We start from the raw sequence: 12,591 nt of genomic DNA on the forward strand, positions 1-12,591 counted from the left end.
CAGCGGTGACGGGGCGGCCCGGCCCGCCCCGTCACCGTCCGATCTCCCGGCCCTGGAGTGAACAGATGTCCAGCACCCGTGCCGCACCGCCCCGCCGCCCACCCGCGCCGCAGGGCGGCAGTGCCGGCGACCGGCGGATGACCTGGCGCGACCGGCTGTACCGCTTCGACATGCGCTACATGCCGTACCTGATGATCGCGCCGTTCTTCCTGCTCTTCCTCGTGTTCGGGCTGTTCCCGCTGCTGTTCAACGCGGTCGTGTCGCTGCGCAACTACCGCCTGGACGACCCGACGCTGCCGTACTGGGCGGGCCTGGAGAACTTCAGCCGCCTGGCCGCCGACGAGGACTTCTGGAACGCCCTTTACAACACGTTCGGCATCTTCCTGCTCTCCACAGTGCCGCAACTGCTGCTCGCGCTGCTCGTCGCGTCGCTGCTCAACCGGAAGCTGCGGGCGCAGACCTGGTGGCGGGTGGGTGTCCTGCTGCCGTACGTGACACCGATCGTGGCCTCGACGATGGTGTTCAGCGTCTTCTTCTCCCGCGACTTCGGCATGGCCAACTGGGTGCTCGGCCTGCTCGGCATCGGCGGCGCGGACGACCCGATCGACTGGCGGGCCGGCAAGCTCCAGGCCTGGATCGCCATCGCCACCATGGTCAACTGGAAGTGGATCGGCTACAACGCGCTGCTCTACCTGGCCGCCATGCAGTCCATCCCGCGCGACGTCTACGAGGCCGCCGCCATCGACGGCGCCGGGCAGTGGAAGCAGCTCTGGCGGATAACCGTGCCGATGATCCAGCCGGTGGTCCTGTTCACAGTCATCCTCTCCACCATCGGCGGGTTGCAGTTGTTCACCGAGCCGATGCTGTTCGACCCGAACGCGCAGGCCGCGACCGGCGGGCCGGACGGTGAATGGCAGACCATCGCCCAGCTCATCTACAAGGTCGGCTGGAAGGACCTCAACCTCGGCTACGCCGCCGCCATGTCCTGGGCGTTGTTCCTGATCATCCTGATCGTGGCCGGCCTCAACTACCTGCTGACCAACCGACTCTCCGGAGGCCGCCGGTGACGACCCGACGTGTGGTGGCCCGGGCCCCGCAGGACACCCCGGCCGGGCTCTGGACCTACCTGCTGCTCGCGGTCAGCATGCTGTTCGCCGCGTTCCCGCTCTACTGGATGTTCGTCATCGCCACGAGCAACGACGAGGCGCTGGCGAAGCTGCCACCCGCGGTGGTCCCCGGCGACCGGTTCCTCACGAACGTCGAGGAGGTCTTCTCCCTCCAGGACGTCTACTTCGCCGCGTCGCTGATCAACAGCGTCATCGTCTCGGTGGTGGTGACCGCCTCGGTGCTGTTCTTCTGCTCGCTGGCCGGCTTCGCGTTCGCCAAGCTGCGCTTCCGGGGCAGCCGCGCGCTGATGCTGTTCGTGGTGCTCACGCTCACCGTGCCCAACCAGCTCGGCATCGTGGCGCTCTACATCGTGATGGGCAAGCTCGGCTGGAACGGCACGCTGCTCGCGGTCATCGCGCCCGGCCTGGTCACCGCGTTCGGCGTGTTCTACATGCGGCAGTTCATCCTGAACACCGTCCCGGACGAGCTGATCGAGTCGGCCCGGGTCGACGGCGCCACGACCATGCGGGTGTACGCGACGATCGTGCTCCCCGCGATCCGCCCGGCGCTGGCGGTGCTCGGCCTGCTCACGTTCGTGGCCACCTGGAACGACTTCCAGTGGCCGCTCATCACGCTCAGCGGCACCGACTACCCGACGTCGATGGTGGCGGTCTCCGACCTCGCAAGCGGCAACTACGTGATCTACCGGCGGGTGCTCGCTGGTGCGTTCATCGCCACCGTGCCCCTGCTGGTCATGCTGTTCATCGGTGGACGTCAGATCGTCCGCGGAATCATGGAAGGCGCGGTGAAGTCGTGAGCCGTCGAACTCTGCTGCACGAGGGATGGACGCTGCGGGCCGAGCCCGGTCCGGCGGTGCCGCCGCAGATCGCCGGGACGGCGGTGCCGGCGACAGTGCCCGGATGCGTGCACACCGACCTGCTCGCGGCCGGCCTCATCCCCGACCCGTACCTGGACGACAACGAGAACCGCCTCACCTGGATCGGGCGCACCGACTGGGTCTACGAGACGACGTTCGGATGGCAGCCCGGCGACGAAGAGCGGGTCGACCTGGTCTGCGCCGGCCTGGACACGGTCGCCACCGTCACGCTCAACGGCGTCGAGGTCGGCCGCACCGAGAACCAGCACCGCTCGTACCGCTTCGACGTCCGCGCGCTGCTGCGCCCGGACGGCAACACCCTGGCCGTACGCTTCGACTCGCCGTACCGGTATGCCGAGGCGCACCGGGACCGGCTCGGTGACCGGCCGAACGCGTACCCGGAGCCGTTCCACTTCATCCGCAAGACCGCCTGCAACTTCGGCTGGGACTGGGGACCGACGCTCGTCACCGCCGGCATCTGGCGCGACATCGGCCTGCACGCCTGGTCCACCGCCCGGCTCGCGTCGGTGCGGCCGATCGTCACCGTGGTCGACGGCGTCGGCCGGGTCGAGCTGCACGCCGAGGTCGAGCGGACCGGCGACGAGCCGCTGACCGTCCGCGCCACCGTCGCCGGGGTCACCGCCGAGGTCCCCGTACCGGCGGGGGAGCCGACCGCCGTCGTGACGTTCGCCGTCGCGGACCCCGCGCTGTGGTGGCCGATCGGGTACGGCGACCAGCCCCGCTACGACCTCGACGCCACCCTGCACGCCGCCGACGGCCGGGAGCTGGACGCCGCGTCCCGCCGGATCGGGTTCCGCTCGGTACGCCTGGACACCACGCCCGACGCGCACGGCACCCCGTTCGCGCTGCACGTCAACGACGTGCCGGTGTTCGTCAGGGGCGTCAACTGGATCCCCGACGACGCGTTCCCGAACCGGGTCACCCGGGAGCGCCTCGCGCAGCGGTTCGGCCAGGCGGCCGGCGCGCACGTCAACCTGCTGCGCGTCTGGGGCGGCGGCCGGTACGAGTCGGACGACTTCTACGACCTGGCCGACGAGATGGGATTGCTGGTGCAGCAGGACTTCCTGTTCGCCTGCGCCGCGTACCCGGAGGAGGAACCGTTCCGCACCGAGGTCGAGGCGGAGGCGCGCGAGCAGGTCACCCGCCTCGCCGGGCACCCGTCGCTGGTGCTCTGGACCGGCAACAACGAGAACATCTGGGGCTGGCACGACTGGGACTGGCAGGAACCCCTGGCCGGGCGCACCTGGGGGCGCGGCTACTACCTGGAGTTGCTCCCCGCCGTCGTCGGGGAGCTGGACCCGACCGTCCCGTACTGGCCGGGCAGTCCCTGGTCCGGCAGCGAGGAAGAACTTCACCCCAACGACCCGGCGCACGGCACCACGCACATCTGGGACGTGTGGAACACCGACGACTACACGCGCTACCGGGACTACGTGCCGCGCTTCGTGGCCGAGTTCGGCTACCAGGCGCCGCCCACATACGCGACGCTGCGCCGGGCCCTCTCCGACGACCCGCTCGCGCACGACTCGCCGGGCATGACGCACCACCAGAAGGCAGCCGACGGGGACGGCAAGCTGCGGCGCGGGCTCGACGCCCACCTGCCGCCGCCCGCCGACTTCGACGACTGGCACTACCTCACTCAGCTCAACCAGGCCCGCGCCATCCAGTTCGGCGTGGAGCACTTCCGCTCGCACCGGCCGGTCTGCGCCGGCACCGTCGTGTGGCAGCTCAACGACTGCTGGCCGGTCACGTCGTGGTCGGCGATCGACGGCGACGGGCGCCGCAAACCCCTGTGGTACGCGCTGCGCCGCGCCTACGCCGACCGGCTGCTCACCGTGCAGCCGCGCGACGGCCGGCCGGCGCTGGTGGCGGTGAACGAGACCGCGCAGGCGTGGCGCGGGCCGGCCACGGTCACCCGGTTGACAGTCACCGGGGAGCCGAGGGCGAAGACCTCGGTCGACCTCGACGTCCCGGCGTACTCCTCGGTCGTGGTGGAACTGCCGGCGGAGCTGGCGCGGCCGGACGACGGCCGCGCGGAACTGCTCGTCGCGGACGCCGGGGACGCCGCGGAGCGCGCGCTGTGGTTCTTCGCCGAGGACCGCGACGTGCGGTGGCCGGCGGCGCAGTGGGACGCGGCGGTCGAGCCGGTGGACGGCGGCCGGCGGGTCCGGGTGACCGCGCGGACGGTGTTGCGCGACCTGACGCTGTTCCCGGACCGCCTCGATCCGGCCGCGGAGGTGGACCGGGCGCTGGTGACGCTGCTGCCGGGGGAGAGCGTCGTCTTCACGGTGAGCACCACGTGCCCGCTGGATGCCGAGGCGCTCATCTCCCGGCCGGTGCTGCGCTGCGTCAACGACCTGGCCTGAGCGCGCCGCCCTCCATCTCCGTCGATTTGAAGATTTATGCAAGTGCTAAAGTCTTCAGAGTCGTCGTCGGAGGGGTGTGTCGTGTCGGTGCCGCTGTACCAGGCCAAGGCGGAGCTGTTCCGCACCCTCGGACACCCCGTGCGCATCCGGGTGCTCGAACTGCTCCAGGACGGGCCGAGACCGGTCCGCGACCTGCTCGCCGCCATCGACGTGGAGGCGTCCAACCTCTCCCAGCAGCTCGCCGTGCTGCGCCGCGCCGGCATGGTCACCTCGTACCGGGACGGTCCCCTCGTCATGTACGCGCTCAGCACCCCCGACGTGGCGGACCTGCTCGCCGCCGGGCGGCGCATCCTCGGCGCGGTCCTCACCGACCGGGACGGCCTGCTGGACGAGCTGCGGGCCTCGGGGACGGACCGGTGAGCGCGGCGACTGCCCTTCGCGCCGGTGACGTCGTACGGCAGACGGGCCGGCTGTTCCGCGGGCTGCTGCCCGGCCGGGCCGACTGGGCGGCGGCGCGCCGTTCGCCCCGGCGCGACCTGCTCGCCGGGCTCACCGTCGCCGTGGTGGCGCTGCCCCTGGCGCTCGCCTTCGGCGTCACCTCCGGCCTCGGCGCGCAGGCCGGCCTCGTCACCGCCGTCGTCGCCGGAGCGGTCGCGGCGGTCTTCGGCGGCTCCAACCTCCAGGTCTCCGGCCCCACCGGAGCGATGACTGTCGTGCTGGTGCCGGTGGTGCAGCAGTTCGGCGCCGGTGGCGTGCTGATGGTCGGCGCGCTGGCCGGGCTGATCCTGATCGCGCTCGCCCTGGCCCGCCTCGGCCGGTACGTCCGCTACCTGCCGTCCCCGGTGATCGAGGGGTTCACCGCCGGCATCGCCGTGGTCATCGCGCTGCAACAGGTGCCGGCCGCGCTCGGCGTCACCGGCGCGCACGGCGAAAAGGTGTGGGCGGTGGCCGCCGACGCGGTCGCCCGGTTCGCCGCGCATCCCCGGCCCGCCGCGATCGCTGTCGCGCTCGGCGTGGCGGCGCTGATGCTGCTCGGCGGCCGGTGGCGGCCCGCCGTGCCGTTCTCCCTGGTCGGGGTGGCCGCCGCGACGCTCCTCGCCGAGCTGGCCCCGATCGACCTGGCCCGGATCGGCGAGCTGCCGCAAGGGCTGCCCGCGCCGTCGCTGGACTTCGTCGACCTCGGCGCGCTGGGCGTACTGCTGCCCAGCGCCCTTGCCGTGGCCGCGCTCGCCGCGCTGGAGAGCCTGCTCTCCGCCACCGTGGCCGACGGAATGACAGTCGGCGAGCGGCACGACCCGGACCGCGAACTGTTCGGCCAGGGCCTGGCCAACCTCGCCTCCCCGGTCTTCGGCGGCATCCCGGCGACCGCCGCCATCGCCCGTACCGCGGTGAACGTCCGCGCCGGGGCGTCCTCGAAGCTCGCCGCGCTCACCCACGCGGTGGCCCTCGCCGCGATCGTGCTCGCCGCCGCCCCGCTCGTCGGGCGCATCCCGCTGGCCGCCCTGGCCGGGGTGCTGCTCGCCACCACGGTACGGATGGTGGAGGCGGCCTCCCTGCTGGCGCTGATGCGGGCCACCCGCGCCGACGCGGTGGTGCTGGTGCTGACGTTCGCCGTCACCGTCATCTGGGACCTGGTGACAGCTGTGGTCGTCGGGCTCGCCGTCGCGGTCGTGCTGGCGCTGCGCGCGGTGGCCCGCAGCGCCAAGCTGGAACAGGTGCCGCTGGACACCGGCGAGCACAGCGCCGAGGAGCACGCGCTGCTCGCCGAGCACATCGTCGCGTACCGGCTGGACGGGCCGCTCTTCTTCGCCGCCGCGCACACGTTCCTGCTGGAGTTGGCCGAGGTGGCCGACGTGCGGGTGGTGATCCTGCGGATGTCCCGCGTCTCCACCATCGACGCCACCGGCGCGCAGGTGCTCGGCGACGCCATCGCCCGGCTGCGCGCCCGGGGGATCACGGTGCTGCTCTCCGGCATCACCCCGGGCCACGACCAGGTGCTCAGCACGCTCGGCGTCGCCGAGGAGCTGCGCCGCGAGGGCCTGGTGTTCGCGGACACCCCGGCCGCCATCCGGTACGCCCGGGGTGTCGCCCTGGCCGCGAGCCCCGCCTAGTTTGCGGTCGCCCTGGCATCCGTCTCCGCGCGCTTTCGCACGCCGAAGATGATCAGGTAGCCGAGGATCCACACCTCGCCCACCGTGGCGGGCACCACCAGCAGATCGCCGACGATGCCGGCGCCGGGGGAGAGGTACGCGACGAACGTCATGAGCACGTAGCCGACGCCACCGGTGACGAGGAGCCGGCCCAGCGGCCGGGGCAGCCAGCCCGACCGGAGCACGCACCAGCCCATCGGCACCAGCCAGAGCCCGAAGAAGAGGCCGCCCACCTCCCACAGGTTCCCGCTGACCAGGTAGAGCAGCTGGACCGTGTCGGCGTCGCCCGGCCCGCCGGTCGCCACCCCCAGGGCCGTCGCGAGCACTGCGGCGCTGCCCAGGATCGCGACCGCGTTGACGAGCCCGAAGGCGGCGATGCTGCCCGAGGCGGTGCTGTCGACAGTCCGGAACAGGCGGTGGAACCAGACGGCGGTGAGCGCCTGGGTGAGGACGACGAGCAGTTCGAGGGCGACGCCGACGCGGGCCAGCGACTCGTGGGCCACCAGGTTGGCGAACGTCGCGCCCGCGTCGTCCGGGTTGAAGATCATCGGCCGGACGGTGAGGAACCCCAGCGCGCCGGTGACGGCGAGCCCGAGGTAGAACAGCCCGGTCACCCGGGCGGTACGGATCAGCTGGTGCATGGCGGCTCCTTCGGGGGTGAACGACGCGGTGGCGGGGCTGGCCTTACGCCGTAAGGCCAACCATACGTTGTAAGGTCAAGGGGAGAAGGGGAGCCGGATGGGAGCGCGGAAACCTCGGGAGCCGCTGAGCCGCGAGCGGGCCCTGGCCAGCGCGATCGCCCTCGTCGACGCCGAAGGGATGGAGGCGCTCACGATGCGCCGGCTCGCCGCCGAACTCGGCGTCGAGGCCATGTCGCTCTACCACCACCTACCCGGCAAGGCCGGACTGCTCGACGGCCTCGTGGACGCGGTCGCCACGGAGATCACCTCGGCCGCCGAGCGTGCCGAAGCGGACGCGCCCGGCGGCGACTGGCGTACCCGGCTGCGGCTGCGCTTCCTCGCCGCGCGCGCGGTCATGCTGCGGCACCCGTGGGCCCCCGCGCTGCTCAGCTCGCGCCCGACCGTCCCCGCCGGGGTGTACGCCTACTACGACGGCATCCTCGCCACGCTCGTCGACGGCGGCTTCTCGTACCGGATCGCCCACCGGGCGCTGCACGCGTTCGGCAGCATGGCGCTCGGCTTCGCCCAGGAGGTGTTCCGCCCGGACGCGGGCGGGGCGGCCGACGCCGCAGCCGCGGAAGCGGAGATGGTGGCGCTGGCCGAACGGCTGCCGCACCTGGCCGCGATGGTGGCCGCCGAGACGCACGACGCGGCCGATCCGACGCTGGGCTGGTGCGACTCGCAGACCGAGTTCGAGTTCACCCTCGACCTGCTCTTCGACGGCCTCGAACGACACCTGCCGAGCCATTGACCCGGCCTGCGCTATTCGCAGTCAGGTATCGGACTGAGAAGCCGACGAAAGCCGAACTGATGAGACAGCGTATCCGTCCGGCATTCGCTTTCGGCCGGGACGGATCGCTCGACATCCGACCGGTCAACTCTTTCCGTTCGTACGCGCCAATTGTCGCGCTGCTTTCCAGCTGGCCTCGCGAGTAACTTCTCGTACCACCGCCTTCACGAGGAGTCACTTATGTCTGAGGAAACCTGGCTCGCGGCGCGTCTGATTCCCACCTCGGGTATCAATGGCGCCGAGGAGCAGGAACGCCGGGCGACCTCCGCCCTGCTGGCGGTGATGAGCTCGGTACGGGAGTTCGGGCGTGTCCTGACCCAGTCCGTCGGCGCGCCGGCCGGAGTCGTGCAGACCTTCATCGAGGTTCCGTTCAAACTCGGAAACCAGCAACTCTTTCCGGACGGCCTCATCCGCGTCACCAGGGGGCAGCGCCAGTGGACCGCGCTCGTGGAGGTGAAGACCGGCAGTAACCCGCTGCGATCCGAGCAGTTGGAGGCCTACCTGGACATTGCGCGGGAGCAGGGATTCGACGCCCTCATCACGATCTCGAACGAGATCGCTCCCGTCCCGGGCCAGCATCCGACGACCGTCGATCGCCGGAAACTGCGTAGGGTCGCCCTGTATCACCTGCCGTGGACGGAGATCCTGACCCAGGCCGTGATCCAGAAGGAGTACCGTGGCGTCGCAGACCCGGATCAGGCGTGGGTTCTGGGCGAACTGATCCGATACCTCGAACACCCGCGTTCGGGCGCTCTCGAGTTCAGCGACATGGGGCCGGCCTGGGTGCAGGTCCGGGACGGGGTGTCGGCCGGGACATTGCGGGCCGGCGACGACGCGGCAGCGCAGGTCGCCGGGCGCTTCGACGCCTTGATTCGTTACGCATGCCTCCGACTCGGCCGGCAGTTGGGCACCGACGTGACCCCCGCGCTGAGCCGCCGCGACCTCGCCGATCCGGCCGCACGCACCCAATCGCTCGCCAACCAGCTCGCCAGCGCCGGCACCCTGAGCGGCAGCATCCGGATCCCGGGCGCGGTCGGGCATCTTCACGTGACGGCCGATCTGCGGGCTGGGCAGATCGTCTGCCACGTCGATGTCGACGCTCCGCGGTCAGGCCGTCCGACCACCCGGGTGAACTGGCTGGTCCGTCAACTGAAGGACGCACCGGACACGGTGCGGATCGAGGCGTTCGCCATGCACGCCCGGGGCGGTGGCGCCACCGATCTTCTCCGTCAGGTACGTGCCGAGCCGACGACACTCATCAACGATCCCTCGCGTGAACTTCGGGCTTTCCGGATCGCCCAGAGCGCAACTGCGGGAACCAAGCGTGGCAGTGGTCGGGGTGCCTTCATCGACTCTGTGCTGCACGCCATCGACGACTTCTACGAGCAGATCATCCAGAACCTCAAGCCGTGGATGCCCGCGGCACCCCGGTTGCGTACGTCGGAGGATGTGATCCCCGTTCAGCCGGTCGCTTCCAGCCTCGTCTCCACCGCCATCTCGTCCCAGGACAGCCCCGAGTTCGACACCCAGGGAACGCACGGGGGCTCCGGTTCCTCGGATCGCACCGACGAGTGATCCCACCTCTGCATGAAGCGCCGTGCGACGCCCCGCCGATGCGGACGTCCCACCGGACCGGCGGGTTCGGACAGCGTCGGACGGGTACCAGCACGGCATGACTGATCCGGTTGAGCTGTCCGAACTGCACGCCGGAGGCGCCGATCCCGACGACGTCATCCCGGACGAGCCGCACGCGGACCTGGACGGCACCGACGAGAACTCACCGGCGGAGTTCGGCCTGCCGATAGATGGCACCGCCCCGGCCGAGGAGGACCCCACCCAGCGGTGAGTGAAACGTCATGGGTGTCAAACGGGTCCCGCGACACCCATGACGTTCCACCCGATGGCCGCGGAGGCCGCGGGCGCTAGTTGGGCAGTGCGGCGAGGCCGGCCAGCAGTTCCCAGCGCTCGGCCTCGGTGAGCGCCGCGTACGCCGGCTCGTCGCGGCGGTCGGTGTCCGCCTCGATCGCCGCGCGTTCCGGGCCGTCCGGCAGCGCGCGGATCTCGTCGGCGGTCAGCCCGGCGGCCCGCCACGCGGCCCGGTGCGCGTCCGCGCGGTGGTGCCGCAGCGAGCCCAGCCGGGTCACGAGCAGCAGCGCCTGGGAGGCGCCCGCCGGCTCGTACGGCGGGGACATCGCCCGGAACACCGGCCCGGCGGTGGCCTGCGCGTGCGTCAGCACCCGGCCGACCAGGTCGGCGAGCCGGGGCACGACGCCCAGGCCGGGCAGCACGCCGGGCAGCATGGCCCACAGTTCCTCGGCGGCCTCGCCGGTGGCCCGCTGGGCGAACAGCGTCAGTTCCCGGCCCAGGTCGGTGAGGTGCCACGCGCCCTCGTCGTCCCGGACGACGACGCCCTGCGCCAGTTCCTCGTCCATGCTTCCGTAGGTGTAGATCAGGCCGTCGGCCAGCGCTTCGGCGGGCATCGGCCGGGCCAGCACACCGGAGAAGAAGCTGTTCTCCGCGCCGAGTGTGCAGCCCCGCTCGGCGTAGAACGCCTCCATCCGGGCGCGCGCTGCCCAGCGGGCGCCCACGTACACCCGGTCGATCGCCGGCCGGACCAGTCGCGCGTAACTCACCGTCGTCTCCACGCCGCCGGACCCTACCGGCGCGCGGGTGTTAAGAAGGGCCCCCTCCTCTACCGGAGGCGTTAAGAAGGGGCCCTTCCTTACATCACTCCGGGACGCGGCGGTAGGCGCCGTCGCTGGCCGAGGTCGCCATCGAGGCGTACGCGCGCAGCGCCGCCGACACCGGACGCTGCCGGTCGACCGGGGTGTACGGGCGGTCCCGCTTCTCCTCGGCCACCCGGCGCGCCTCCAGCTCGTCGGCGGGCACGTTCAGCTCGATCGACCGGCCCGGGATGTCGATGACGATCTCGTCGCCGTCGCGGACCAGCGCGATCAGCCCACCGGAGGCGGCCTCCGGGGAGACGTGCCCGATGGACAGGCCGGAGGTGCCGCCGGAGAACCGGCCGTCGGTGAGCAGCGCGCAGGAGCGGCCCAGCCCGCGGCCCTTGAGGAACGAGGTCGGGTAGAGCATCTCCTGCATGCCGGGGCCGCCCTTCGGGCCCTCGTACCGGATCACCACGACGTCCCCGGCGACGATCTCCTTGGCGAGGATCGCGGTCACCGCGTCGTCCTGCGACTCGTAGACCTTGGCCGGGCCGCGGAACGTCAGGCACTCCTCGGGCACGCCGGCGGTCTTCACCACGCAGCCGGCCGGCGCGAGGTTGCCGTGCAGGATGGCCAGGCCGCCGTCCGCGCTGTAGGCGTGCTCCCGGTCCCGGATGCAGCCTCCGGCCGCGTCGGTGTCCAGCGACGACCAGCGGTTGGTGGTGGAGAACGGCTCGGTGGTGCGCACGCCGCCCGGGGCGGCGTGGAACAGTTCGATCGCCTCTCGCGTGGCCGCGCCGCCGCGCACGTCCCAGTCGGCCAGCCACTTGTCGAGGCCGGGGGAGTGCACCGCGCGCACGTCTCGGTGCAGCAGCCCGGCGCGGTCCAGCTCACCGAGGATGGCCGGGATGCCGCCGGCCCGGTGCACGTCCTCCATGTGGTAGTTCGGCGAGTTCGGGGCGACCTTGGCCAGGCACGGCACCCGGCGGGAGATCGCGTCGATGTCGGCGACGCCGAAGTCCAGCTCGGCCTCGCGGGCGGCGGCGAGCAGGTGCAGCACCGTGTTCGTGGAGCCGCCCATGGCCACGTCGAGGGCGATCGCGTTCTCGAACGCCTCCCGGCCGGCGATCGAGCGCGGCAGCACCGAGGCGTCGTCGTTCTCGTACCACTGCTTGGCGATCTCCACGATCGTGCGCCCGGCCTCGACGAACAGCGACCGGCGCGCGGCGTGGGTGGCGAGCGTCGAGCCGTTGCCTGGTAGCGCGAGGCCGATCGCCTCGGTGAGGCAGTTCATCGAGTTGGCGGTGAACATGCCGGAGCAGGACCCGCAGGTCGGGCAGGCGGAGCGCTCGATCTCGCCGAGCTGGTCGTCGGTGACCGCCTCGTTCGAGGAGGCGATCATGGCGTCGATCAGGTCGATCTTGGAGTGCACGACTCCCTCGATCGCCACCGTCTTGCCGGCCTCCATCGGGCCGCCGGAGACGAAGACGGTGGGGATGTTGAGCCGCAGCGCGGCGAGCAGCATGCCCGGGGTGATCTTGTCGCAGTTGGAGATGCAGACCAGGGCGTCCGCGCAGTGCGCGTTGACCATGTACTCGACCGCGTCGGCGATCAGCTCCCGGCTGGGCAGGGAGTAGAGCATGCCGCCGTGGCCCATGGCGATGCCGTCGTCCACGGCGATGGTGTTGAACTCCCGCCCCACGCCGCCGGCCTCGGCCACCGCGTCGGCGACCAGGCCGCCGAGGTCCTTGAGGTGGACGTGACCGGGTACGAACTGGGTGAAACTGTTGGCGATGGCGACGATCGGCTTGCCGAAGTCGTCGTCGGTCATCCCGGTGGCCCGCCACAGGGCCCGGGCGCCGGCCATCGTCCGACCGTGGGTGGAGGTCCTCGACCGCAGCTCAGGCATGACAACCAGTCTGACACCATCCCGG

Annotated in this window: 11 protein-coding genes; 8 read left to right on the forward strand and 3 right to left on the reverse strand. The window is 71.5% G+C overall.

The window, feature by feature from the left end:
* The first annotated feature begins 65 nt into the window (after window positions 1-65).
* The 5 genes from J3R08_RS06040 (at window position 66) to J3R08_RS06060 (ending at window position 6,482) form a co-directional block, all read left to right on the forward strand.
* Complete coding sequence (locus tag J3R08_RS06040; RefSeq protein ID WP_069087624.1) at window positions 66-1,067, forward strand: carbohydrate ABC transporter permease; 1,002 nt, start codon at window positions 66-68, stop codon at window positions 1,065-1,067.
* Window positions 1,064-1,924 (forward strand): carbohydrate ABC transporter permease, encoded by an 861-nt coding sequence (locus J3R08_RS06045; RefSeq protein WP_069087625.1) that lies wholly within the window; start codon window positions 1,064-1,066, stop codon window positions 1,922-1,924. The genes J3R08_RS06040 and J3R08_RS06045 overlap by 4 nt, the downstream gene beginning before the upstream one ends.
* Window positions 1,921-4,371 (forward strand): glycoside hydrolase family 2 protein, encoded by a 2,451-nt coding sequence (locus J3R08_RS06050; RefSeq protein ID WP_209960318.1) that lies wholly within the window; start codon window positions 1,921-1,923, stop codon window positions 4,369-4,371. The genes J3R08_RS06045 and J3R08_RS06050 overlap by 4 nt, the downstream gene beginning before the upstream one ends.
* An 81-nt stretch (window positions 4,372-4,452) precedes the next feature.
* A complete protein-coding gene (locus tag J3R08_RS06055; RefSeq protein ID WP_069087627.1) occupies window positions 4,453-4,791 on the forward strand; it encodes a helix-turn-helix transcriptional regulator in 339 nt (112 codons plus the stop codon).
* Window positions 4,788-6,482, forward strand: a complete 1,695-nt coding sequence (locus J3R08_RS06060; RefSeq protein WP_043326022.1) for a SulP family inorganic anion transporter — start codon at window positions 4,788-4,790, stop codon at window positions 6,480-6,482. The genes J3R08_RS06055 and J3R08_RS06060 overlap by 4 nt, the downstream gene beginning before the upstream one ends.
* Here J3R08_RS06060 and J3R08_RS06065 read toward each other — a convergent pair.
* Window positions 6,479-7,162, reverse strand: coding sequence for a DUF4386 domain-containing protein (locus tag J3R08_RS06065; protein ID WP_209960319.1), 684 nt, complete (start codon window positions 7,160-7,162; stop codon window positions 6,479-6,481). The genes J3R08_RS06060 and J3R08_RS06065 overlap by 4 nt on opposite strands.
* Window positions 7,163-7,259: 97 nt before the next feature.
* On the opposite strand from J3R08_RS06065, the gene J3R08_RS06070 reads away from it, so the two are divergent.
* From J3R08_RS06070 to J3R08_RS06080, 3 genes are all read left to right on the forward strand, one after another.
* Window positions 7,260-7,952 carry a TetR/AcrR family transcriptional regulator C-terminal domain-containing protein gene (locus J3R08_RS06070; RefSeq protein ID WP_069087630.1) on the forward strand — a complete coding sequence of 231 codons (693 nt, stop codon included), beginning with the start codon at window positions 7,260-7,262 and terminating at the stop codon, window positions 7,950-7,952.
* Between the two features lie 219 nt (window positions 7,953-8,171).
* Window positions 8,172-9,566, forward strand: a complete 1,395-nt coding sequence (locus J3R08_RS06075; RefSeq protein WP_069087631.1) for a stress response protein — start codon at window positions 8,172-8,174, stop codon at window positions 9,564-9,566.
* A gap of 97 nt (window positions 9,567-9,663) precedes the next feature.
* On the forward strand, window positions 9,664-9,837 hold the full coding sequence (locus J3R08_RS06080; protein ID WP_166455563.1) for a hypothetical protein: 174 nt from the start codon (window positions 9,664-9,666) through the stop codon (window positions 9,835-9,837).
* Window positions 9,838-9,913: 76 nt separating this feature from the next.
* On the opposite strand, the gene J3R08_RS06085 is transcribed toward J3R08_RS06080, so the two are convergent.
* Both J3R08_RS06085 and ilvD read right to left on the reverse strand, forming a co-directional pair.
* Entirely contained in the window at window positions 9,914-10,624 is a 711-nt protein-coding gene (locus tag J3R08_RS06085; RefSeq protein ID WP_209960321.1) for a hypothetical protein, read from the reverse strand.
* Window positions 10,625-10,718: 94 nt separating this feature from the next.
* On the reverse strand, window positions 10,719-12,566 hold the full coding sequence (gene ilvD, locus J3R08_RS06090; RefSeq protein WP_083296934.1) for a dihydroxy-acid dehydratase: 1,848 nt from the start codon (window positions 12,564-12,566) through the stop codon (window positions 10,719-10,721).
* Window positions 12,567-12,591: the final 25 nt, after the last annotated feature.

It is taken from the genome of Micromonospora sp. HB375, assembly GCF_017872985.1.
Taxonomy (GTDB): domain Bacteria; phylum Actinomycetota; class Actinomycetes; order Mycobacteriales; family Micromonosporaceae; genus Micromonospora; species Micromonospora chalcea.

Excerpts from the sequence above, each read along its gene's own strand:
- J3R08_RS06040 (WP_069087624.1), top strand. The coding sequence starts at position 66 with ATGTCCAGCACCCGTGCCGCACCGCCCCGCCGCCCACCCGCGCCGCAG.
- J3R08_RS06075 (WP_069087631.1), top strand. The coding sequence starts at position 8,172 with ATGTCTGAGGAAACCTGGCTCGCGGCGCGTCTGATTCCCACCTCGGGT.
- J3R08_RS06070 (WP_069087630.1), top strand. The coding sequence starts at position 7,260 with ATGGGAGCGCGGAAACCTCGGGAGCCGCTGAGCCGCGAGCGGGCCCTG.
- J3R08_RS06065 (WP_209960319.1), bottom strand. The coding sequence starts at position 7,162 with ATGCACCAGCTGATCCGTACCGCCCGGGTGACCGGGCTGTTCTACCTC.
- ilvD (WP_083296934.1), bottom strand. The coding sequence starts at position 12,566 with ATGCCTGAGCTGCGGTCGAGGACCTCCACCCACGGTCGGACGATGGCC.
- J3R08_RS06080 (WP_166455563.1), top strand. The coding sequence starts at position 9,664 with ATGACTGATCCGGTTGAGCTGTCCGAACTGCACGCCGGAGGCGCCGAT.